Below are 23,012 nucleotides of genomic sequence, written 5' to 3' on the forward strand. Positions count from 1 at the left end.
CCGCCTGGGCATCCGGTCGTGGTGTCGGAGGACTGGCCGGTCGGTGGACACGCCGGGTCGGGAGGACTGAGCCCGGTGAGTCCCGGGTAAGCCCAGTCATGGGTCACCTGCCGGAGACGCCGAAGGCCCCCGAAGATCCAGGCGCCGCTGCCCCTGGCGACGCCCGCCGCGCGCCGGTCGCAACACCGGTCGCCACATCGGTCGCCACACCGGTCGCCACAACGAAGGACGTCGGTGCGCGCCCGGTGGGGCGCGCACCGACGTGCTATCGGAACCCGTGCGACTAGTGCCTGCGGTCGCCCTGGCTCTTGCCGTGGTCCTTGGAGCTCGGCTTCCCGTGGCCGAAGCCGACGCCGGAACCGTGTCCGAAGTCGCCGCCGAACCCGAATCCGAAGTGCTGGCCGCCTCCGGGCTTGCCGGGCTTCTTGTCGAGCACCTTCTCGGCGGTCGAGGTCGCCGATGCGGTGCCTGCGCCCTTGACGGTCGCGGTGACGGTCACCGACAGCTTCCTGCCGACATCCGAGCCGCTGATCTTGTAGGTCGCACTCGTGGCCTTCTTGATCGGCTTCCCGTCGAGCAGCCACTGGTACGCGAAGGTCGCACCCGAGACCGACCAGGTGCCGGGGTTGGCCTTGACCGTGGCGTTCTTCACCGTGTCGCCCGTGATGGTCGGCGCCTTGATGTTGGTGAGCACGGGCTTCGGCTTCGCGATCACCGTGACGGCGGCCGAGGTCGCCGAGACGGGAGCGCGGCCCTTGACGGTCGCGGTGACGATCACCGACAGCTTCTTGCCGACATCCGAGCCCTGGAGCTTGTACGTCGCGCCCGTGGCCTTCTTGACGGGTTTGCCGTCGATCAGCCACTGGTAGGTGAAGCAGGCGCCGTCGATCGACCAGACCCCGGGGTTCGCCGAGACGGTCGACCCCTCGACAGGGTCGCCCTCGACCGTCGGCGGCTGCACGTTTGTCAGCGGGGCTGCCGGCTTCTTGTCGAGCACCTTCACGGCGGCGGAGGTCGCAGAGACCGGATCGAGACCCTCGACTGTCGCCGTGACGATCACCGACAGCTTCTTGCCGACATCCGAGCCCTGGATCTTGTACGTCGCCCCGGTGGCCTTCTTGACGGGCTTTCCGTCGATGAGCCACTGGTACGCGAAGGTCGCGCCCTCGACGGACCAGACGCCGGGGCTGGCGGTGACCGTCTCGTTCTTGACGATGTCGCCCGTGACCGCCGGTGCCTGGACGTTGGCCAGGGGGACCACGACGGTCAGGGACGTCCAGCCCAGGAGCGAGTCGTCGGCCTGGTCGAAGGCTGCGATCCGGTGCTCGCCGAGCGGAAGGTCCGCCGGCAGCGTCACCGTGATCCTGCCGTTCGCCGGGACAGTCCCCGAGAACACCAGGTACGGGTCGGAGTACAGCCACACGTCGACGTCCCTGCCCGCGTTCGCCGTGCCCAGGTCGATGACGACCTGGCTCCCGGCCTCTGCGTGCGCCGGCGCCGTGATGTCCCCCTGCGACTCAGCGGGGAGCTGGTCGCCGGCGACCGGCGGGGTCGGAACCGTCGGCACGTCGGCGGCGACCAGCTGCGCGGCGCCCCAGCGGGCCGTGTTCTGGTAGCCCGTGCCGGTCGGCTCGGCCCACGTGTGAACGGAGTAGCGCGATCCGGCTCGTCCGTCGTTCACCTGGAAGTCGATGCCGTGGAAGGTGCCGGCACCGCCGAGGGGAACGTCGCTCTGACCGCCGGACTGGCCGTTCAGGGCGATCGCGAGCTCCACGACGTAGCCCGTGTCGGTCAGCGCCGTCGCGCTGCTGAGGACGCGTGCCTGCTGGAGCGCGGCATCCCCCGTGCCGAAGGTCAGCTTGTTCTCCGTCGTGACGCGGATCTGCGTGTCGTTCGGGCCGTAGGCGCCGCTCCTGCTGTTCCCCAGGTCGAGGAACAGCTCGACGGAGTCCTGGTTCCACGGGTCGCTGTTGCTCTTGTCGATGACCGGATCGGTCACCTGGAAGAGCGCGTAGAGCGTGTTGTCCTTCCAGAGCGTGCGCACCTCGGCGGCGGCGCCCTCGGCGTTGCCCTCGATGGTCTTGGCGGTGCTGGCGACCGCCGCATCCGCCCACACCCCGTCCACCGCCGCGTCGACGACCGGGGCGTCCGCCGCCTCGGGGATGTCGAGCGTCGACAGGGGCTCGAGGAACGTCAGCCGTCCCGTGTCGCCCGGCGTGTTCCAGGCCCCCGCGACGGAGCCGCCCGCCACGACGCGGACGTCGAAGTCGGCCGATCCGCCCGCTGCGACTCCCGTGTGGGGCAGGTGAACGGCGATGTAGTGCGTGCCGCCGATCTCCGTCTCGATGCCGGGAACCGAATCTGCGGACGCGGGATCGTAGACGTACTGCTGGTCGCCGTAGGCGAACTCGACGCGGTCTGCGGCGACCGTGCTGCGCACGAGGACCGTGAGGTGGTCGGCCGCCCAGCGTGCCTGGAAGCCGCCGATCTCGCCCGTGAGGGTGTTCTCGGGCAGGTTCTTCCACTCGACCGCGTTCTCGAACCCGTCATCGAGCGCGACGTCGCCGCCGAACACGTTGGCCGTGTTGATGAGACCCGGCAGTCCTTCGGCGTCGCCCACGGCACCGAAGTAGGCGGGCTTGGCCTGCAGATCGCCGCCGAACAGCAGCGGCTGCTGCGTCGAGCGCCACGAGCGGTTGTCGGTCAGACCCCACAGCGTCACCGAGAACAGCTTCTCGGATGCCGGCGCCGCAGCCTCGTAGTCGCGGAACACCGCGAACGCATCGCGGTAGAAGTAGCCCTGCTTGATGCGGTTGGGCTCGTCCGCCGGATTGATCGTGACATCCATCTCGGTGACCTCCTGCGCGAGGCCGAGCCCCGCGAAGCGGTCGAGAGCGGCTTTGAGCGACGCGACGGACGATGTGATCGAGAGGTGGAACTGGTGTCCCACGCCGTCGACCGGCACGCCCGCTGCGAGGAGTCGCTTGACGAGGGCCTCGTACTGCTGCCCCTTGAGAGCCTGCTCCGTGTTGTAGTCGTTGATGAACAGCTTCACGGGGCGGTCGGCGCCCGAGGCGGCATACGTGCCGTTGAACGCCTCGTCGGCGTACTCGAACGCGAGGTGGATGTACTCCTCGCCCAGCACCTGGTACCACCGGCTCGTGCGCAGCCCGTCGGGGGTCGCCTGGTCGGCGACGACCTCGTTCACGACATCCCACGCCACGATCGGGTTCGTCTCCGAGCCGTAGGCGCCGTAGTCGTCGTGGATGGACTTCGCGATGTCGTCGATGTGCGTCTTCAGGCGGTCGCGCAGCAGTTGCTTGTCGGCATCGGACGACGTCAGCTCACGGCCGGAGTCGTCCTGGAAGAACCAGGCCGGCGTCTGCGAGTGCCACACAAGGACGTGCCCGTACACGCGCAGGTCGTTCTCCTGCGCGAAGTCGAGCAGGGCGGTCGCCTGCGCGTTGCGGGCGAACTGCTTGTCCGCGTCGTACCAGGCCTCGACCTTCATGTGGTTCTCAGCCGTGATCTGGTCGAAGTGGTGCAGCAGGAGCTTGGCGGCCTGGCCCGTGGTCTCGCGCTGATCGATCGCGACACCCACGGGGAAGTCCACCGTGTCCTTGAGGGGCACGAGGCTCGTGTCGACGACCTCGGGCTCGGGCACCCAGACCTTGACCTGGTCGACGAGGAATGTCGAGGTGTTGCCGCTGTTGTAGCGGGCCTCGAAGTACAGCTCGGCGTTCGTGTCGTAGCCGGGCACCGTGAACGTGCCCGAGACCTTCGTCCATCCGGTCGCGGTCGCGTTCTCGACCTGGATGAGGTTCGAGAAGCTGGGCGACGAGGTGCCGCTGACCGTCCGCATCGAGACGGTGAGTCCGCGTCCGAGCTCGGAGCCCGGCGCGAATCGCACGTATGCCTCGAGCGCGTAGGTCTGGCCGGGCAGCAGGACGTCCTTCACGTCGAGCTGGATGCCGTCGCCCTCGTGCGTGCGATCGGACACCTGCGCCGCGTTCGCCGTGTCCAGCGCGCCGCCGGCGACGACGCCGACCGTGGGGCTGGAGGACTCGGAGCCCTGGCGGGCGGTCCACGCGCCGAGCGAGCCGTCGTCGAAGCTCGAGTCGACCAGCACCGTGCCGGGCTCCTGGACGGGGCCTCCGGGCCCGGTCGCGTCCTGCGTGATGAGGACGTCGTCGATGAGGTACTCGGCGGTGGCGCTGGTGGTCTCGATGTAGATCGACTGGGGCAGGTGGTCGGGGTCGACCGTGAAGTCGCCGCCGATCTGCACCCAGGCGGAGTCGGTGACGTCGACGCGCGAGCCGATCCAGGGGTACTCGTTGCTCGCACCCTTCTGCTCCGCGCCGAAGTTGGCCTGGGCGGGCTCCTGGCCCGCTGCGAGCTTGACCCAGCCGGACACGTGGTACGTGCCCGTCGTGAAGAGCGCGCCCGGGACGGCGGGGCTGTTCCAGCTCGCCGTGCGTCCCGTGATCTTCAGCGCCTGCGCGCCGGAGTGGGCGTCGGCGTCGAGGGCGAGGGCGCCGGAGCCGCGGACGAACCACGGGTCGGTCGTCGCGCCCTCGAAGTCGCTCGAGACGACCGTGGTGACAGTCGGCTCGGGCAGCGGCGTCGTGATGAGGACGTCGTCGACGAGGTACTCTGCCGTCGCGCTGTCGGACTCGATGTAGATCTCGGTGGGAGCCGTCGCCGGGTCGACCGTGTAGTCGCCGCCGATCTGCACCCAGGCGGCGTCTGTGACGTCGACCCGCGATCCGACCCAGGCGTACTGGTTGGCCGCGCCGGGCTGGTTGATGCCGACGTTGAGCTTCGCCGCGGGCTGTCCGGCGACGAGCTTGACCCACGCCGAGATGTGGTACGTGCCCGTCGTGAGCAGCGCGCCGGGAAGCTTCGGGCTGTTCCAGCCGTCCGTCCGGCCCGTGATCTTCAGCGCCTGCGCGCCCGAGTGGGCGTCGGCGTCGAGAGCGAGCGCGCCCGAGCCGCGGACCGACCACGGGTCGACCGTCGAGCCTTCGAAGTCGCTCCACGAGACGAGCTTCTGCCCGTCGGGAACCGTCGGGTCGGTCGGGGAGGGCGCATCGCCGGGCTTGGTCACGGTGACGTCGTCGAGGTAGAACGCGGGCGTCGCGGCGTCGACCTCGAAGTAGACCTGGGTGTCGTCGGCGTCGGCGGTGTAGGTCGCCGAGACGGTCGTCCACGTGTCGGCCGGCACGGGGATGTCGCCGGCCCACGTGTAGCCGTCCTTCACGGTGAAGTGCGCGTGCGGCGAGGCGGTGCCGGGCACGAGGACGCGCGCCGACAGCGTGTACGTGACGCCCGTCTCGAAGATCCCCGTGGGGCTCTGGATCGTGTCGTGCCCCGCGACGCGGTCCGCGACGCTCAGCACCTTGTTGCCGGCGCCTCCTGCCGGGTCGTCGACGACGGCGAGCGTGGGGCTGCCGCTCTTGGTCCAGGTGCCGGTCGTGCCGTCCTGGAAGTCGACAGCGGTCACGGGCGTGGGGGTCGCGCCCAGGGCGGCGGGGGCGACGATGGGCGCCAACAGCAGTGAACTCGCCGCGACGATGCCGGCGAGTACTCGGGTGGTCATGCGGCTCACGGGGCGCTCCTTTGCGCGAACGATTTGTCGTGCTTGCAAACTAATGTGAGGATGCTGTGAGCGACGGCCCCGTTACGGAACTGTTACGAAACATCGGTCGTAACTTTCGGCGGCCGTCACGCGGCGTCACGGAAGACCGGGGGAGACGCGGTCGCGGCGTGTCAGCCGGCGAGCGGGGCCGTGCTACCGCGCACGACCAGATGCGTCGCGAGATCCATGCGCAGCGTGTCGACGGTCTCGCCCTCCGCGAGCCGCAGCACGAGCCGCGCGGCCTCCTCGCCCATGCGACGAAGCGGCTGGTGGACGGTCGTCAGCTGCGGGCTGAGCCACCGTGCGAGGGCGATGTCGTCGTACCCGACGACGGAGAGGTCGCGGGGCACGCTCAGGCCCGCCGCCGTCGCCGCGGCGATGACGCCGAGCGCCTGCAGGTCGCTGCCGGCGAAGATCGCCGTGGGACGGTCGGGGCCGGCCAGCAGCTCACGCGCGTTCGTCTCGCCGCCGGTCGGGTGGAAGTCGCCGAAGCGGATCCACGACGGGTCGATCGGAAGGTTGGCCGCGTTCATCGCCGAGCGGTAGCCGTCGATGCGGGCGAGGGAGCACATCATGTCCTCGGGGCCCGTGATCGCCGCGATCCTGCGGTGACCGAGCTCGATCAGATGCCGCGTCGCCATGAGCCCGCCCGACCAGTTGGCCGAGCCGACGGAGGGCACGTCGGGGGCGGGATCGCCCGCGGGGTCGACGATCGCGAACGGCACGCCGCGCGATCGGAGCTTCTCGCGGTGCGGGCGGGCCAGGTCCGAGAAGACGAGCACGATCCCGACGGGCCTGCGGCGCAGCACGCCGTCGATCCAGTCGGACGACGGCGTGTGGCGGTCGCCGCTCACCGTGAGAGCGACAGAGAGGCCCGCGGCGGTAGCGACATCCTTGACGCCCTCGATGACCTCCATCGACCAGCTGGCCTCCAGCTCGTGGAAGACGAGCTCGAGGCTGTCGGTGCGCTGCGCGACGTTGCGGCGCTTGTAGCCGTGGCGGGTCAGGTGCTCCTCGAGGCGCGCGCGCGTCGACGGCGCGACGTCGGTGCGTCCGTTGAGGACCTTCGACATCGTCGCGAGAGAGACGCCGGCCTCAGCGGCGATCTCGGCGAGCGTGACCCGTGTGGTTGGCGTCATGCATCATCCCAGGAGCGGTGCGGATGCCGCGCCGGCCGGCGCGGATTCCACCGATTCTCGCACGATTGCCGCCAACAGGGCCGATACTTTCGGAACTCCGTCAGGCCGCACGGTCCAGGATGCCGCGGATCGCGGCGGCGCTCTCGGGCGAGTCGAACGACGACCCGAAGGCCACGACGCGGCATCCTGCGTCGAAGAAGTCCTGTGCGTTCTGCGCCGTCACGCCGCCCGTCGCGACGAACGACGCCGCGGGGAAGGGCGCCCGCACGGCCTTGACCCATTCGGGGGTGAGGACCGACGCGGGGAAGGCCTTGAGCCAGCGCGCCCCTGAGGCGAGCGCCGTCGCGACCTCCGTGCCTGTCGCGACGCCGGGGATGTGGACGATCCCGCGTGAGACGGCGCGCTCGATGACGGCGGGGACCGTCGCCGCCGCCACCGTGAAGGCGGCGCCCGCCGCGATCGCGGCATCCCACTGCTCGAGCGTGTGGATGCTCCCCGCTCCCACCTCGAGCCCTCGTGCATGAGCCGCCGCGACGGCGGCTTCGAGCGAGGGGACGGCGTCGGGCGCCTGGATGGGCACCTCGACGACCTGCACGCCGAGATCCCAGGCCCGGTCGCACAGCTCGGCGGTGCGCTCGGGGGTCTCGTTGCGGATGATGACCATGACGGGGGCGGCCGCGAGGGCCGCGTCGACGTCGATGCTCATTGACGTGCTCCTTCTGTCGTGAGTGGTTCGTCGTCGGGGACGTCCGTCGCCGACAGCAGCACGCGGCGGGCCGAGCGGTGGCCCGCCTCGAGTCTCTCGCCCGCGTCGGCTCCCGAGAGCAGGCCCGCGAGCCAGCCGCCCGCGAACGCGTCGCCCGCGCCGACCGGCTCGACGACGTCGACGCGCAGCGCTGCGCGCTCCGTGCGCGTCCCTTCGGCGTGCTCGACCGCGCGGGCGCCCGCGTCCTTCACGACGAGATGCCGCGGACCCGCGAGGAGGTCGGGGATGCCGTCGCTTGAGACGCCCCACACCGTCTCTGCCTCGTCGGCGCCGACGAAGACGATGTCGCAGGCGCGGGCGAGGCGGCGCAGCGTGTCGGGGGTGCCGGCATCCGCGAGCGCGGGGCGGTGGTTGACGTCGAAGCTCACGAGCGCGTCGCCGAAGACGCGGCCCTCGCACACGGCGGCGAGGAAGTCGCGGCCCTCAGCGGAGATCTGGGCCGTGATGCCGGTCACGTGCACGAGCTCGGGGTGCATGCGGTCGGCCCACCGACGGGCGACATCGGCGTCCATGCGCGAGGCCGCCGAGCCCGAGCGGTAGTACAGCGGCTTCGTGCCCTGATCCGTGACGCTCTTGAGGTACAGGCCCGTCGGCTCGCCGCGGCGCTCGACGAGCGACGTGTCGACGCCCCGCGACCGGATGAACTCCTCGACGAGGTCGCCCAGGCTGTCCGAGCCCAGCAGGCTCGCCCACGCGGTGTCGATCCCGAGGGAGCGCAGCGCGATCGCCGTGTTCGACTCGGCGCCGCCGACGTGAAGCGTCAGGGGCGAGCCGATGCGCAGGGGCGCGGCATCCGTCGGCGCGACCAGCGCCATCGTCTCTCCCGCGCACAGGACGCGCGGCTGCGTGCTCATAGCGTGTGCACCGACTCCTTCAGAGTGGCCGCGGCGGCGGCGATGGCCGACGCATCCGTCGCGTCGACACCCGACACGAGCGTAGCGACAGCCTCCGCGGGCGCGTCGCGCACGGCGCCGTCGGGAAGGACGCCCTCGGCGACGCAGCGGCTCCACGCCGCGACGACCGAGAGCGCGCCGGCGGCGTCGCGGCCGGCGGCGCGCTCGGCCTCCACGACGGGGACGATGCGCAGCCGCAGCTTCGTGACGGTGTCGGCGGCGATCTGCGCGAGCCGGTGCGCGATGCGGGGGTTCTCGAAGCGCTCGCGCAGGGCGGCGCAATAGGCCTCGGGGTCGACGGCGGGGCCCACCGTGCGGGCGGCCTCCGCCCAGAAGTCGTCGAGGGCGCGAAGGCAGTCCGCGTCGCGCATCGCGTCGGCGATCGTCTCGTGGCCGCGCAGGAGGCCCTGGAACGCGAGCTGCAGGTGGCCGCCGTTGAGCAGGAGGAGCTTGCGCTGCTCGAAGGGCTCGATGTCGTCGACGAACCGGGCGCCTGCGTCCTCCCAGCGCGGGCGCCCCGCGGGGAACTCTCCGCTGAGGGTCCAGTCCGAGAAGGGCTCGGTGACGACGGGCGCCTCGTCGCGCCAGCCCGTCGCGCGCTCGACGGCGTCGATGTCGAGCTCGTGCGGCGTGATGCGGTCGACGGACGTCGAGACGAAGGATGCCCGGTCGGCGACGCCCGTCAGGCCCGCAGCCTCCGCGAGATCGACGACGGCGGCGCGCAGCCTGTCGCCGTTGGCGGGGAGATTGTCGCACGAGACGATCGCGATGGGCCCCGCGCCGGCGCGTCGGCGCTCGGCGAGACCGCGGACGATCCGTCCGATGGGCGTCGTGGGATGCCCGCCCGCGTAGAGCGCGCGGACGTCGGCCGCGATGGCGGGCGACGAGAGGTCGAGCGCGCCGTCCGGCCGCAGGTGGTAGCCCTGCTCCGTCACGGTGACCGTGACGACGGCGGTCGACGGGGAGGCGAACAGCTCGAGGAAGCGCGCGATCTCCGTCGAGGCGTGCACTTCGGCGATGCTCCCGACCACCTCGAAGCGGTCGGCATCCGGACCCCGCTCGACGAGCGTGTAGAGGCCGTCCTGCGGAGCGAGCCGCTGCGCGACGGCCGCGTCGCGGCCCGTGAACGCGGCGATGCCCCACCCGTCGCCGGCGCGGGCCGTGTACCAGGCCTGGTGCGCGCGGTGGAACGCGCCCACGCCGATGTGCACGATCCGCACGGGAGACGCGGGAAGGGGGGTGCCCGCCTCGGCGAGCGCCGCGCGCGTGAGCCTGGGCGCGCTCACGACACGACTCCGGATGCCGCGACCCGCGCGCCGAGCCACTCCGCCTGGCGCAGCCAGTGCAGCGTCTCGCCGCCCTCGTGGTGGTTCCACGGGTAGTCGACGATGTCGTGCTCGGCGCCCCAGTGGTTCAGCGCCGCGTACACGCCGGACGGCGGCGCGATCGTGTCCATGTGGCCCGTGCCGAACAGGGAGGGCGCCGTCGCGCGCTTGGCGAAGTTGACGCCGTCGAAGTAGGACAGCGTCTCGAAGACGCGCGCGTCGCTGCCGCGGTGCACCGCGAGGTAGCGCGTGATCTCGCCGTGCGGGTCGTCGTTCGTCAGGCCGATGACCCGACGCACGTCGCACAGGATCGGCGCCGTCGGCAGGGCCCCCGCGAGCCCGTCGGACAGCCCCGCCGCCGCGATGGCGATGAGGCCGCCCTGGCTGTTGCCGGTCACGGCGACGCGGGTGGGGTCGATCTCGGGGAACGAGCGCACGGCGTCGACGGCGCGCACGGCATCCGTGAAGACGCGGCGGTAGTAGTACCCCGCGGGGTCTTCGATGCCGCGCGTGAGGAAGCCCGGGGTCGCGGGCCCCGCGCCGTGCGGATCGGGGGTCGAGCCTCCCGTTCCCCACGTGCTTCCCTGGCCGCGCGTGTCGACGATGAGCTGAGCGAAGCCGGCGACGGGCCAGTGCAGGCGCTCGTGCGCGAGCCCGCGGCCGCGGCCGTAGCCGACGAACTCGACGACGGCCGGAAGCGGCGCGTGGCGGTGCCTCGGCAGCACGAGCCAGGCACGCACGGGGTCGCCCGCGAACCCGGGGAAGGTCGCGTCGAAGACGTCGACGAGGGCGAGCGGGCCGTCGAGCGGCACGCGCACGGGGGCGCCGCCGAGGCCGCGGGACTCCGCGATCGTCGTCGCCCAGAAGGCGTCGAAGTCCGTCGGCTCGGGGACGGCGGGGCGGTATTCCCGGAGCTGATCCGGCGGCAGATCGAAGCGTGCCATAAGTGGTGAGTGTTCCTGTTTCCGATGCGCGCGAGCCTTCGCAGGTCGAAAGTCACGGTGAGGCAACGATACAATGAAAACGTTGACATCGGGGGAAGTCCGAGTTAGCGTTCATGATGTATCGCCCCGATACTCGAAAGTTTCGATCCTCTGTCCGGCCTCCGGAGACGATCGAAGGCAACCGCAAGGAAGCGAATGTCGATCACGAATCTCGTCCCCACGGACGCTGAGGTCGTCGCGCATCCGGGCGCGCCGGAACCTCCGACGAAGCCCGGACGCAAGCGTCGCACTGCCGACGCCGGCCACACCACCTGGAAGAAGGCGCTCAAGCGCGACTGGCAGCTGTACTCGCTGCTGCTCCTGCCCGTCATCTTCCTGCTGGTGTTCCGGTACCTGCCCATGCTCGGCAACATCATCGCGTTCCGCCGGTACCGGCCGGGCGGCAACATCCTGGGTGACGAGTGGGTGGGCTTCCACTACTTCCAGATGTTCATCAGCGATCCGACGTTCTGGCGCGTGTTCTTCAACACGATCATCCTCGGCGGCATCTGCCTCATCATCATCTTCCCGCTGCCGATCATCCTGGCACTCATGCTCAACGAGCTGCGCTCGCAGAAGTTCAAGCGCGTCGCGCAGTCGATCAGCTACCTGCCGCACTTCATGTCGATCGTCATCGTCGCGGGCATGGTGCTCCAGCTGGTCTCGTCGCGCGGCACGGTCAACCAGATCATCGAGGGTCTCGGCGGCAGCGCCGTCGAGTTCATGCAGAAGCCGGAGTGGTTCCGCCCGATCTTCGTGAGCTCGGAGATCTGGCAGACCGTCGGCTGGGGCACGATCCTGTATCTCGCGGCGCTCACCACGATCGATCCGCAGCTCTACGAAGCGGCCCGCATCGACGGTGCCAACCGGTGGAAGCAGACGTGGCACGTGACGCTCCCCGGCATCGCGCCCACGATCGTGGTGCTGCTCATCCTCAACATCGGCAGCTTCCTCTCCGTGAGCTTCGAGAAGGTCCTGCTGCTGTACAACCCCCTCATCTACTCGACGGCCGACATCATCGCGACGTACCTGTACCGAGTCGGCATCGGCTCCGGCAGCTTCTCGTACGCGACGGCGATCGGTCTCTTCGAGGCCGTCATCGGTCTCACCCTCGTCCTTTCCGCCAACGCCATCTCGCGCCGAGTGACTGGAGCAAGCCTGTGGTGACCTCGACAGCGACTCCGCTCGCCCCGACCGGTCCGCGCCCGATCCGCGTTCGCAGGCCGATCTTCAGCCGTCGCACCTCCGGCGGGCTGCGCGACTCGAAGGGCTACACGGTCTTCCGCGTCGTCAACGCGATCGCGATCGTCGTCATCTGCTTCGTGACGCTCTACCCGTTCCTGAACGTCGTCGCCGTCGCATTCAGCTCGCAGGGCTACATCAACGCCGGACAGGTCAGCATCATCCCGCGCGGCTTCAACGTCACGACGTTCGGAATCGTCATGGGCGATCCGATGTTCTGGCGCAACTACGCCAACACGATCATCTACACGGCGGTCGCGACGGCGATCGCGATCGCGATGACGACGACGTTCGCGTACGCCCTGTCGAAGAAGCGGCTCAAGGGCCGCAACTTCTTCATCGGGCTCGCGGTCTTCACGATGTTCTTCAGCGGCGGGCTCATCCCGAACTACGTGCTGGTCAACTCGCTCGGATGGCGCAACACGATCTGGGCGATCGTCATCCCGAACGCGATCAGCATCTTCAACCTGCTCGTCATGAAGTCGTTCTTCGAGAACTTCCCCGAAGAGCTCGAAGAGGCCGCCCAGATCGACGGCCTCAACACGTACGGCATCCTGTGGCGGATCGTGCTGCCGCTGAGCAAGGCGGTCCTCGCGACCATGGTGCTGTTCTACGCGGTCGCGTTCTGGAACTCGTGGTTCTCGGCGGTGCTCTACATGAGCAAACCGGAGCTGTACCCCGTGACCGTGTACCTGCGCAATCTGCTCATGGCCTCCGCCCAGCCCGCGGGCACGGACGAAGGCCTGCAGATCGCGGCGAACGTGAAGGCCGTGACGATGCTGCTCACGGTCCTCCCGATCATCTGCCTCTATCCGTTCCTGCAGAAGCACTTCGTGTCGGGCGTCATGCTCGGTTCGGTCAAGGCGTGACTGCAGGGCATCTCCACCCATCACCGATACAACCCCCGGAATAAGAAAAGGAAAACCATGACACAGCTGTCTGGGCCGCTTCTGCGGCGTTCGACCGCGACGATCGCTGCGATGGCTGCAGCCGGTCTCGTGCTGACCGGCTGCGGTGCCGGCGCCCCTGAAGGCGAAGGCCCCGCGTTCGACTTCACCGGCAAGGACAAGGGCGCGATGTCCGAGTTCGCGGTGGGCGACACGTTCAAGGCGACGGAGCCTGTCCAGTTCTCGATCTTCTACCGCGATCACGAGGCCTACCCCCTCAAGCAGGACTGGCCCTTCCTGACCGCGCTCGAGGACAACCAGAACGTCTCGTTCGACATCGAGAGCTCGCCCCGCGTCGGGTACGAGGACGCGCGTTCGGCGGCGATCGCGAGCGGCAACGCCCCCGAGATCATCACCGTCACGTACCCCGGCCAGGAGACCCCGTTCGTCTCCGGCGGTGCGCTGCTGCCGGTGAGCGACTTCACGAAGTACATGCCCAACTTCACCGACAAGATCGAGAAGTGGGGTCTCGAGAAGGACCTCGACAACCTGCGTCAGGCCGACGGCAAGTTCTACCTGCTGCCGGGCGTGTCGGAGATCGTCGTGCCGCAGTACTCCTACGTCGTGCGCAAGGACATCTGGGACGAGCTGGGCCTCAGCCTCGAGCCCAAGACGTTCGACGAGCTCGCCGAGGACTTCGCCAAGGTCAAGAAGGCGTACCCCGACAAGGTCGTCATCTCGGACGAGTTCAACTCGCCCGACCCGCTCGGCGGCGCCCTGAACTTCGCCGCGCCGAACTTCGGCACGGCGGCGGGCTGGGGCTTCTCGGCCGGCTCCGGCGGCTGGTGGGACGGCGACAAGTTCGTCTATGCCGCCGCGACCGACGAGTACAAGAGCCTCGTGGAGTACTACCACGGCCTCGTCGAGGACGGCATCATGAGCCCCGCGAGCGTCACGCAGACCGACGACGACGCGAAGGCCAGCTTCTTCAACGGCGACTCGCTCGTCATCTCGGGCAACGACCAGTTCCTCACGCAGGCGCGTCAGTCGTTCGACGAGGTCGGCAACACCGACGCCGAGGTCGCGCTGCTGCGCGTTCCCGCGGGCCCCGCGGGCGACAACCTCGCCGCCGGCGGACGCCTCGACGGCCTCCCGGGCATCATGATCTCGTCGAAGGCCGCGGAGAGCGAGAACTTCAAGGCGCTCCTGCAGTTCATCGACTGGCTGTACTACTCGGACAGCGGCCTCGAGTTCGCCAAGTGGGGTGTCGAGGACCTGACCTTCACGAGGGACGGCGACACCCGCGAGTTCACGTCCGACTGGGATCGCGCCAAGGGCCTGTTCAACCCCGACGCGACCAAGCTCCTCAACGTCGACGGCGGCTTCGCCAACGGCGCCTTCATGGCGGCCGAGGGCGGCACGGAGGACCTGCGCACCTCGATGATGCTCCCCGAGACGAAGGACTTCGTCTCGTCGATGCTCACGAAGACGCAGCTGCCGACGGCTCCGGCCGCTCCGCTCAACGAGATCGAGAACGAGCAGGCCGGTCTGTGGAAGTCCGCCCTCCTCGACCTCGTCCGTCAGAACACCGCGGCGTTCATCACGGGCGACCGCGACATCTCCGAGTGGGACGACTACATCGACGAGCTGAAGGCTGCGAACCTCGACCAGTACCTCGAGCTGCTCAACACGGCGCAGAAGCGCCAGGCTGAGGCGCTCGCGGGCGGCAGCGACGACGAGTAGCGCGCACTGCACCAACCCGAGGCCCGGTTCCGTCCTTCCCCCCGGAGGCGGAACCGGGCCTCGGCCCGTTCCTGCGGAGAGAGAGACTGGAGACATGAGCGAGAAGAAGACGCTGGGCGGCTCCGACGCGTTCGGACGCGTGACGGGCGCCGTCTACTGGTACATCGTCGTGGAGATCGCCTTCGCGCTCGCCGGTCTTCCGGGCGTCGTGGGGATCGTCCTGCTCGAGCCCGTCCCGAACAACATCCCGCTCTACGCCCTGTGCCTCGTGCCGATCCTGCCCGCGTTCTCCGCCGCGATCGCGGCACTGCGCGCTCGGCGCCGGTCGGAGGCGCTCGATCCGTGGCGCCAGTACTGGCGTCGCTGGCTCGCCAACGTCAAGGACGTGCTCGTTATCGGCATCCCGGCCCTCGCGGTGCTCGCCCTCTTCGGCTTCAACATCGCGTTCGGCGATGTCGCGGGCGGCGTCTTCGTCATCGTCGCGATGATCCTCGGCGCGGTCGTCGCGCTGTGGCTCGTGCATGCGCTCGTCATCGCATCGCTGTTCAGCTTCCGGACGCGCGACACGATGCGCCTCGCGGCCTACTACCTCATCGCCAAGCCCCTCGTGACCCTCGGCGTCCTGTCGCTCGTCGTCATCGCGACCGCCGCGGCGGCCGTCACCTCGTCCTGGGTGCTCCTGGTGGCGGGGTCGGTCCTCGCGGGGCTCGTGCTCATGAACGCGCGCGCGATGATCGCCGACATCGAGACGCGCTTCGTCGCGGAGGACGCCGGCGAGGCGGCATCCGGTCAGTAGATCTCGCCTGGCGCGCCGCGAATGTCTCACACGTGGTCGCGTTCGCGCGCTCGTGACGACCAGATGCGAGATCTTCGCGCGAGAGAGCTCAGTAGATCTCGCGGCCTGCTTCGTCGGGGATGCCGGATTTGCGCAGGAAGTACGTGTTGACCTGGTCGCGCCACTCGTGAGCCGACCGCACCTGCTCGGCGAAGCGCTCGCGGCCGCGAGCGAAGACGGCGGGCGGGACGAGCCCCTCGAGGGCCTGCCACGCGCGCGCCTTCGCCTCGACGCGCTCGACGCCCGCGAAGTGCGTGTCGTAGATGTGCTGCACGACGGTCTTGCCCGAGCGCAGGCGATGCGTGTACGGCACGTGGTGGAAGAACAGCAGAAGCTCGTCGGGCACCGTCTCGGGCGACTCGTACACCTCGCGCCACGGAGACGGGTACTGCCCCGCGTAGCCCGTGCCCGTCGCGACCGTGCGGTCGACGCCGATGCCGTCGCGGTCGGCGAAGTGGTACGTGCCCCACGGCGAGTACTCGTAGCCGTCGACCGACGGGCCGTAGTGCGAGCCGGGAGTCACCATGAAGCCCACGCCGAGCGGGGACGTGTGCATCTCGTAGGTCTCCCACGAGTCGTCGAGGATGCTCCGGATGCCGCGGCGCACGGTCTCGTCGTCGCCGAACGTCAGCGCGATCCACTCGTCCAGGATCGTCGCGGGGTCGAGCGTCGCGTCCCACGCGAGTCGTCCGTACGCGTAGAGGTTCGCCTGCGCGAGCGGATGCCCCGTCCAGAACTCGTCGTCGCCGACGTTGGAGACCGCGGCGATGCCGCCGTTCACGGTCTGCGCAAGCGTCGGGCCCTCGTCGCCGTACGGACGGAAGTCGAGGATCTCGCGCCACTGCGGCGCGAGGTACACGGCGTGGCGCTGGTGGCCCGTGTACTCCTGCGTCACCTGCAGCTCGAGTGCGAGGCGCGTGCGCGGCATCGCGAACAGGACGGGCGAGACGGGCTCGCGCACCTGGAAGTCCATGGGCCCGAACTTGACCTGCACGACGACGTTGTCGTCGAATCGCCCGTCCAGCGGCGCGAAGTGGTCGTAGGCCGCGCGGGCGCGGTCGGTCTTGCGGTCGCGCCAGTCCTGCGTGTGGTTGTAGACGAAGGCGCGCCAGTGCACGAGCCCGCCGTGCGGCGCGACGGCGCGGGCCAGGAGGTTCGCGCCGTCTGCGTGGTCGCGACCGTACGCGAAGGGGCCGGGCTGCCCCTCGGAGTCGGCCTTGACGACGAAGCCGCCGAAGTCGGGGATCGCGGCCCACACGCGGTCGGCGGCCGCCCCCCACCACTGCTGCACGCCCGGGTCGAGCGGGTCGGCGGTGTCGAGACCGCCGAGCGTGCGGGGCGAGGCGAAGCTCACCGACACGTGCAGGCGGATGCCCCACGGCCGGAAGACGTCGGCGATGCGCGCGACTCCCGCGAGGTCGTCGGTCAGCAGCCGCGCTTCGCGCGCGTGCACGTTGACGTTGTTGATCGCGACGCGATTGACGCCGATCGCCGCGAGGGCGCGCGCGTACTGCGCGACGCGCGACAGGTCGTCGCGGAGCTCGCCGTCGTGGAAGAACAGCGAGCCGCCCGCATATCCGCGCTCGACCTGGCCCATGACGGGGTGCACGTCGATGTTGTCCCAGTGGTCGAGCATGCGCAGCGCGTGCTGCGGTGCGTACGTGCGCGCCGGAGCGGCCTCGAACACGCGCGCGCCGAGCCGGACGATCTCGAACCACGCGTAGAGCGCGGCCGCGGCATCCGCCGCCGTCGCGATCGCACGGCCGCCCTCGCGCGCGAGCGTGAAGGACTCGGGGGCGGATGCGGCACCCGCGGCCACCGTGATCGCGACGTCGGCGTCCGCCTCGGCGGGGGCGAGGCCCGCGGAGGCGGCCTCCGCGCGCACGGTGTCGACGAGCGGGCCCTCGCCCTCGATCCGCACGGTGCGGCCGCGCAGCACCGCCGTCGCGGCGGTGGGGAGCCAGAGCGGGTGGATGTCGGTCACGGGATTCCTACCAGTCGTGGACGGTGCCGTCGGCGAGCCGCGCCATCGGCAGGTATGCGGGCTCGTACGCGAAGCGGGCCGCAGCCTCGTCGTCGTACTCGACGCCCAGCCCCGGCGCCTCGCCCGGATGCAGCAGGCCGTCCTCGAACGTGTAGGACGTGCGGAACACCTCGCCCGCGACGGGCTGGTGCTCCATGTACTCCTGCATGCCGAAGTTGTGGATCGCGAGGTCGAGGTGGAGGGCTGCTGCCATGCCGACGGGGGAGATGTCGGTCGGGCCGTGGCTGCCCGACTTGATCTGGTACATCCCGGCGAACTCGAAGATGCGCTTGAGGTGCGTGATGCCTCCCGTGTGCGTCACCGAGGCGCGCACGTAGTCGATCAGCTGCTCCTGGATGAGCGTGCGGTAGTCCCACACCGTGTTGAGCACCTCGCCGATCGCGAGCGGCGTCGTCGTGTGCTGGCGCACGAGCCGCAGCGCCTCGGGATTGTCGACGGGGGTGACGTCCTCCAGCCAGAACAGGTCGTACGGCTCGAGGTCCTTGCCCAGGCGCGCCGCCTGGATCGGGGTCAGGCGGTGGTGGGCGTCGTGCAGGAGCATCGGGTCGGGCCCGAACTCGTTGCGGACGGCCTCGAAGACGCCGGGCAGGAAGCTCAGGTACTTGCGGGTGTCCCAGCCCTCCTCGACCGAGAGTCCCGCGCGCTTCGCGGGCTCGTACGCGTACTTCTGCCCGCGGGCGGCGCCCTTCTGCACCCCGTAGACCGAGCCCATGCCGGGGATCGCGGTCTGGATGCGGATGGCGCGGAAGCCCTCGTCCTGCCGCTGGCGGATCGCGTCGCCGAGCGCCTCGATGTCGCTGCCCGACGCGTGCGCATAGCAGAGGATGCCGGTGCGCGACGCGCCGCCGAGGAGCTGGTAGAGCGGCATCCCCGCGAGGCGCGCGACGATGTCCCACAGGGCCATGTCGACGGCGGCGATGGCGCTCATCGTGACGGGGCCGCGACGCCAGTACGCGCTGCGATAGAGGAACTGCCAGGTGTCCTCGATCCGACGCGCGTCGCGGCCGATCAGGAGCGGGGCGACGTGGTCCTCGAGGTACGACGCGACCGACAGCTCGCGGCCGTTGAGCGTTGCGTCGCCGAGGCCGACGACGCCGTCCTCCGTCGTGATGCGCAGCGTCACGAAGTTTCGCGATGGGCTCGACACGAGCACCTCGACGGAGCGGATCAGGGTGCTCACGCGGTGACCTCCACGGTCTCGGGGGCGGGGTAGCTCTCCTGGGCGAGCCGGTAGGCGAGGTCGATCGCCGAGTCGACGGCCTCGTCGAGGTCGAGGCGGTGCTCGGCGACGAGTCCCGCGAGGAAGGATGCGTCGGCCCGGCGCGCGAGGTCGTGCCGTGCGGGGATCGAGCAGAATGCGCGCGTGTCGTCGACGAAGCCGCTCGTGTTGCGCAGGCCCGCCGTCTCGATCGTGGCGGCGCGGAAGCGGCGCATCGCCTCGGGGGCGTCGAGGAACCACCACGGCGCGCCCAGGCGCAGCGCGGGGTAGGCGCCCGCGAGCGGCGCGAGCTCGCGCGAGTACACGGTCTCGTCGACCGTGAAGACGATGAGCCGGAAGCCGGGGTCGTGGCCGAACGCCTCGAGGGCGGGGCGGAGCGCTCGCGTGAACTCCGCCTGCACGGGGATGTCGAAGCCGATGTTCGCGCCGAAGCGTGCGGCGGCGCCGCGGTCGTGGTCGCGCACGACGCCCGTGTGCACCTGCATGACGAGCCCGTCGTCGGCCGACATCGCGGCCTGCTGGAACAGGAGGTGGGCCGTGAAGGCGGCGGCGGACCCGGCGTCGAGCGGCGTGCGCAGCGCGCTCTCGAAGAGGGCGCGCGCGTCGGCGTCGGGCAGCGGCGTCATGTCGGCGCGAAGGTGCCCGTGGTCGGTCGCACGCGCTCCCGCCCGGATGAACGCGCGGCGGCGCTCGCGGATCGCGTCGAGGAAGCGGTCGTAGCCGAACGCGTCGATGCCGCTGACCTCGCTCAGGTCGGCGAGCTGCGCCGCCCAGCCGGCGTGGCCGGCCTCCAGCAGCGGGTCGGGCCGGAACGTCGGGATGACCCGCCCGCCCCATCCGCCCGCGGCGAGGCGCGCGTGCGCGTCGAGGGGAGAGGTCGCGGCATCCGTCGTCGCGAGAACTTCGATGCCGAACCGCTCGAACAGGGCACGAGGGCGGTACTCCGGCCGCGCGAGGCGGTCGGCGAGGTGGTCGTAGAGCGCGTCCGCGTTCTCGGGGGAGGGGGGCGCGGGCGCCTCGAACACCTCGGCGAGGACGTGCTCGAGCCACAGGCGGGTCGGGGTGCCGCGGAACGCCGGCCAGCCGGCGCAGAAGCGGCGCCAGATGACGCGCGGGTCGGTCTCGACCTCCTGCTCCGTGCCGCCCGCGACGCCGAGGTCGGCGACCGAGCGGACCCCGGCGTCGCGCACGGCGCCCGGGGAGGTCGACTGAGACACGAGCATGCGCACGAGATAGTGGTCGGGCGTGACGAGGAGCGCCGACGGATCGGGGAAGGGCAGATCGGCCTCGAGCATGGCGGCGTCGACGTGGCCGTGCATCGAGACGATCGGCAGGCGCTCCGTCTCGTCGAAGATGCGCCGCGCGATCGCGCGTGTGCCGGGGTCTGCGGGGAGGGCGCGCTCGGGGTGCAGGACCCAGGGCGCCGCGGGGGTGACGGCCATTGTCGATCTCCTCGGAATGTAAACGTTATTATTGTAGTGTCATCTGCAGGGCTCCGCTCTAGTTCAGGGAAGAATGAAGCGATCATGACCAATGCACGGCAGGTCCCGTCCTCATGGTGACCGTCCATGACGTTGCCGAGCTTTCCGGGGTCTCGATCGCGACCGTCTCGCGCACGCTGCGCGCTCCGCACCGCGTCTCCGACGCGACCCGCACGCGCGTCCTCAAGGCCGTCGAGCAGCTGGGCTACCGGCCGAACCGCGCCGCCAGCAGCCTGCGCCGCGGCCGCACGGGCGCGATCGCCCTCGTCGTGCCCGACATCGAGAACCCGTACTTCGCGTCGCTCACGAAGGGGGCGCAGGCGAGCTCCCGTGCGCGCGGCTACGGGCTCGTCGTCGTCGACACGACGGAGAGCGCCGAGATCGAGGCCGAGGAGATCCGAGCGCTCGGCTCGCAGGTCGACGGGATGATCATCGCGTCCTCGCGCCTGTCGGACGACGCGCTGGCCGAGGTCGCCGCCTCGACGACGTGCGTCCTCATCAACCGCAGCCTCCCGGATGCCGCGACCCCGACCGTCACGATCGACGAGGCGTCGGGGGCGCGCGCAGCGATCGGGCACCTGGCGGGTCTCGGCCATCGGCGCATCGCGTACGTCGGCGGCCCGGAGAGCTCGTGGTCGGAGGGGCGGCGCTGGAGCGGGCTCCTGACGGCCGCGTCCGAGCACGACGGCGTCTCGGCCGTGCACGTCGGCAGCGTCACGCCCGACGCGCGCGGCGGGCACGCGGCCGCCGCGGCCGCGCTCGAGCACGACGCCACGGCCGTCATCGCCTACAACGACCTCGTGGCCCTCGGCATGCTCGCGCGCTGGGCCGAGCTCGGCGTCCGCGTGCCCGACGACGTGAGCCTCGTGGGCTTCGACAACACGTTCGTCGCGGAGCTCTCGTCACCGCCCCTCACGAGCGTCGGGGCGGATCTGCGCGAGTTCGGCGAGACGGCCGTCTCGCTGCTGCTCGACCGCATCGACGGGTCGACGCCGCCGCCGTCGCCGGTCCCGACGACGATGGACATCACGGTGCGCGGCTCGACGGCCGCGCCCGCGCGCTGAGTGCGGCGACGGCATCCTTCTGGGACCGTTCGATGTTCAGGCATTCCCTTCGAAACTATCGAGCGGTAATGTAAACGTTAACGTGCCCCTCGATGCGGAGTGAGAATGACTGTCCTGACCGGATTCGACGTCGAATCCCCGGCCTCGGCCACCGCGGCCGGCCGCTATCGCAACCCGATCCTGCCGGGGTGCAACCCCGACCCGAGCATCTGCCGCGTCGGCGACGAGTACTTCCTCGTCACGTCGACCTTCGAGTACCTCCCGGGTCTTCCGATCCACCGCTCGACGAACCTCGTCGACTGGGAGACGATCGGCCACGCGATCCACCGCGAGGGTCAGCTCGACCTCGCAAGCATCCCGTCGTCGAAGGGGCTCTACGCGCCGACCCTGCGCCACCACGACGGCACCTTCTATCTCGTGTGCACCGTCGTCTCGCCCGTCTCCGACGGCAAGCCCTCGTGGTCCGGTCGCGCGGGGCACTTCCTCGTGACGGCGACCGACCCCGCGGGGCCGTGGTCGGACCCCGTGTGGTTCGACGGCTTCGGCGGCATCGACCCGTCGCTCACGTTCGACGGCGACCACGTGTGGCTGTGCGGCAACCGCGTCGCCCAGCCCGGTCGCTGGTTCGGACAGACCGACATCTGGCTCACGGAGCTCGACCCCGAGACGTTCGCGCCGATCGGCCCCGTGCGCTGGATCTGGCACGGCGCCCTCGAGGGCGCCGGCTGGGCGGAGGGGCCGCACATCGTCGCGCGTCCAGGGGGCGGCTGGATGCTCGTCGCGGCGGAGGGCGGCACCAACCGCGACCACGCGATCTGCGTCGCGTACGCCGACCGGATCATGGGCCCGTACGTCGGCGACGAGGGAAACCCGCGCCTGACGCACCGCTTCCTCGGCGACAGCGCCCCGATCGCCGACATCGGCCACGCCGACCTCGTCGAGGCAGCCGACGGGCGCTGGTGGGCGACGGTGCTCGGCATCCAGACCCTCGACGGCGAGAACGGGCTGCTCGGCCGGCAGACGCACCTCGTGCCGGTGACGTGGGAGCGCGGCAGGCCCCTGTTCGCGCCGGGAAGCGGCCGCGTCGACCCCGTCATGATCGCGGACGGCGTGCCCGACCAGGCGCCCGCGCCCGAGGTCGTGCACGACGACTTCGACGCGCGCGCGCTCGATCTGGCCTGGACCTCGCCCCGCGTGCTGCCGACGACGTTCGCCGACACGACGGTCCGGCCCGGCTTCGCACGTCTGACCGCGACGACGACAGAGCCGGGCGAGCTCGGCACGCTGGCGTTCCTCGGGCGGCGCCTGCCCGAGCACCGCACCCGTGTGACGACCCGCATCGAGCTCGCAGGCGCCGTCCGCGGCGGGCTCCTGCTGCGCACGTCCGAGTCCGCATACCTCGAGGTGACGGTGGATCGCCGCGGCGCGGGCCGCGCCGTGCTCGTGGACGGCGGGGTCGAGTCGGTCGTGGGCGAGGCATCCGGTCTCCCGACGCGCGGCGTCGACGTCGTGATCGACGTCGACGGCCTCTCGGCGACGGTGTCGATCGCGGATGCCGACCTCGGCGAGGTCGATCTGCGGCCCCTCGCGACGGGTCGTCCGAGCATGTTCGTCGGCAGCTGGGTCGGCGTCGTCGCGATCGGCGACGGGGTCGTCGACGTCGATCACGTGACGCTTCGCACGCGTCGCTGAGAAGCCGCCGCGCGGAGTGGACGGATCACTTCGCGTGGTATAGGTTGTTGTAAACAACAAT

The 23,012-nt window shown here is 70.4% G+C and carries 15 protein-coding genes; 6 read left to right on the forward strand and 9 right to left on the reverse strand.

All coding sequences use genetic code 11. The features are described from left to right. Positions 1–283: 283 nt before the first annotated feature. The 6 genes from FHS08_RS09210 to FHS08_RS09235 form a co-directional block, all read right to left on the reverse strand. Positions 284–5,599, reverse strand: coding sequence for an endo-1,4-beta-xylanase (locus FHS08_RS09210; RefSeq protein WP_243847455.1), 5,316 nt, complete (start codon positions 5,597–5,599; stop codon positions 284–286). Between the two features lie 170 nt (positions 5,600–5,769). Beyond that, entirely contained in the window at positions 5,770–6,777 is a 1,008-nt protein-coding gene (locus FHS08_RS09215; RefSeq protein WP_167038267.1) for a LacI family DNA-binding transcriptional regulator, read from the reverse strand. 100 nt (positions 6,778–6,877) lie between these two features. Continuing rightward, the gene (locus FHS08_RS09220) at positions 6,878–7,483 is read right to left on the reverse strand and encodes a bifunctional 4-hydroxy-2-oxoglutarate aldolase/2-dehydro-3-deoxy-phosphogluconate aldolase (RefSeq protein WP_167038269.1); all 606 of its coding nucleotides are present in this window, start codon (positions 7,481–7,483) and stop codon (positions 6,878–6,880) included. Next, the gene (locus FHS08_RS09225) at positions 7,480–8,397 is read right to left on the reverse strand and encodes a sugar kinase (RefSeq protein ID WP_167038271.1); all 918 of its coding nucleotides are present in this window, start codon (positions 8,395–8,397) and stop codon (positions 7,480–7,482) included. The genes FHS08_RS09220 and FHS08_RS09225 overlap by 4 nt, the downstream gene beginning before the upstream one ends. Further along, positions 8,394–9,722, reverse strand: coding sequence for a mannitol dehydrogenase family protein (locus FHS08_RS09230; protein ID WP_167038273.1), 1,329 nt, complete (start codon positions 9,720–9,722; stop codon positions 8,394–8,396). The genes FHS08_RS09225 and FHS08_RS09230 overlap by 4 nt, the downstream gene beginning before the upstream one ends. Then, positions 9,719–10,705: an acetylxylan esterase gene (locus FHS08_RS09235; RefSeq protein ID WP_167038275.1), complete on the reverse strand. Its 987-nt coding sequence runs from the start codon at positions 10,703–10,705 to the stop codon at positions 9,719–9,721. Before FHS08_RS09235 ends, FHS08_RS09230 begins: the two co-directional genes overlap by 4 nt. Before the next feature lie 195 nt (positions 10,706–10,900). On the opposite strand from FHS08_RS09235, the gene FHS08_RS09240 reads away from it, so the two are divergent. From FHS08_RS09240 to FHS08_RS09255, 4 genes are all read left to right on the forward strand, one after another. After that, complete coding sequence (locus FHS08_RS09240) at positions 10,901–11,911, forward strand: ABC transporter permease (protein WP_167038276.1); 1,011 nt, start codon at positions 10,901–10,903, stop codon at positions 11,909–11,911. Between the two features lie 41 nt (positions 11,912–11,952). Next, the gene (locus tag FHS08_RS09245; protein ID WP_341800409.1) at positions 11,953–12,855 is read left to right on the forward strand and encodes a carbohydrate ABC transporter permease; all 903 of its coding nucleotides are present in this window, start codon (positions 11,953–11,955) and stop codon (positions 12,853–12,855) included. 57 nt (positions 12,856–12,912) lie between these two features. After that, positions 12,913–14,616 carry an ABC transporter substrate-binding protein gene (locus FHS08_RS09250; protein ID WP_167038280.1) on the forward strand — a complete coding sequence of 568 codons (1,704 nt, stop codon included), beginning with the start codon at positions 12,913–12,915 and terminating at the stop codon, positions 14,614–14,616. 94 nt (positions 14,617–14,710) lie between these two features. Next, entirely contained in the window at positions 14,711–15,412 is a 702-nt protein-coding gene (locus FHS08_RS09255) for a DUF624 domain-containing protein (RefSeq protein ID WP_167038282.1), read from the forward strand. Between the two features lie 88 nt (positions 15,413–15,500). Here FHS08_RS09255 and FHS08_RS09260 read toward each other — a convergent pair whose 3' ends face one another. Genes FHS08_RS09260 through uxaC form a run of 3 tightly spaced genes read right to left on the reverse strand, consistent with a single transcriptional unit; the run spans position 15,501 to position 20,156 of the window. Next, a complete protein-coding gene (locus FHS08_RS09260; RefSeq protein ID WP_341800374.1) occupies positions 15,501–17,435 on the reverse strand; it encodes an alpha-glucuronidase in 1,935 nt (644 codons plus the stop codon). A gap of 7 nt (positions 17,436–17,442) precedes the next feature. Continuing rightward, the gene (gene manD, locus FHS08_RS09265) at positions 17,443–18,675 is read right to left on the reverse strand and encodes a D-mannonate dehydratase ManD (RefSeq protein ID WP_167038284.1); all 1,233 of its coding nucleotides are present in this window, start codon (positions 18,673–18,675) and stop codon (positions 17,443–17,445) included. Further along, a complete protein-coding gene (uxaC, locus tag FHS08_RS09270; RefSeq protein WP_167038286.1) occupies positions 18,672–20,156 on the reverse strand; it encodes a glucuronate isomerase in 1,485 nt (494 codons plus the stop codon). The genes manD and uxaC overlap by 4 nt, the downstream gene beginning before the upstream one ends. A gap of 113 nt (positions 20,157–20,269) precedes the next feature. Between uxaC and FHS08_RS09275 the strand changes: the two genes are divergently transcribed. Next, positions 20,270–21,259: a LacI family DNA-binding transcriptional regulator gene (locus FHS08_RS09275; RefSeq protein WP_167038288.1), complete on the forward strand. Its 990-nt coding sequence runs from the start codon at positions 20,270–20,272 to the stop codon at positions 21,257–21,259. Between the two features lie 105 nt (positions 21,260–21,364). Continuing rightward, entirely contained in the window at positions 21,365–22,951 is a 1,587-nt protein-coding gene (locus FHS08_RS09280; protein ID WP_167038290.1) for a glycoside hydrolase family 43 protein, read from the forward strand. Positions 22,952–23,012 lie beyond the last annotated feature (61 nt).

It is taken from the genome of Microbacterium ulmi (genome assembly GCF_011759705.1).
Classification (GTDB): domain Bacteria; phylum Actinomycetota; class Actinomycetes; order Actinomycetales; family Microbacteriaceae; genus Microbacterium; species Microbacterium ulmi.

Excerpts from the sequence above, each read along its gene's own strand:
- uxaC (WP_167038286.1), bottom strand. The coding sequence starts at position 20,156 with ATGGCCGTCACCCCCGCGGCGCCCTGGGTCCTGCACCCCGAGCGCGCC.
- FHS08_RS09250 (WP_167038280.1), top strand. The coding sequence starts at position 12,913 with ATGACACAGCTGTCTGGGCCGCTTCTGCGGCGTTCGACCGCGACGATC.
- FHS08_RS09280 (WP_167038290.1), top strand. The coding sequence starts at position 21,365 with ATGACTGTCCTGACCGGATTCGACGTCGAATCCCCGGCCTCGGCCACC.
- FHS08_RS09255 (WP_167038282.1), top strand. The coding sequence starts at position 14,711 with ATGAGCGAGAAGAAGACGCTGGGCGGCTCCGACGCGTTCGGACGCGTG.
- FHS08_RS09240 (WP_167038276.1), top strand. The coding sequence starts at position 10,901 with ATGTCGATCACGAATCTCGTCCCCACGGACGCTGAGGTCGTCGCGCAT.
- FHS08_RS09275 (WP_167038288.1), top strand. The coding sequence starts at position 20,270 with ATGGTGACCGTCCATGACGTTGCCGAGCTTTCCGGGGTCTCGATCGCG.
- FHS08_RS09210 (WP_243847455.1), bottom strand. The coding sequence starts at position 5,599 with ATGACCACCCGAGTACTCGCCGGCATCGTCGCGGCGAGTTCACTGCTG.
- FHS08_RS09220 (WP_167038269.1), bottom strand. The coding sequence starts at position 7,483 with ATGAGCATCGACGTCGACGCGGCCCTCGCGGCCGCCCCCGTCATGGTC.
- FHS08_RS09215 (WP_167038267.1), bottom strand. The coding sequence starts at position 6,777 with ATGACGCCAACCACACGGGTCACGCTCGCCGAGATCGCCGCTGAGGCC.
- FHS08_RS09225 (WP_167038271.1), bottom strand. The coding sequence starts at position 8,397 with ATGAGCACGCAGCCGCGCGTCCTGTGCGCGGGAGAGACGATGGCGCTG.
- FHS08_RS09235 (WP_167038275.1), bottom strand. The coding sequence starts at position 10,705 with ATGGCACGCTTCGATCTGCCGCCGGATCAGCTCCGGGAATACCGCCCC.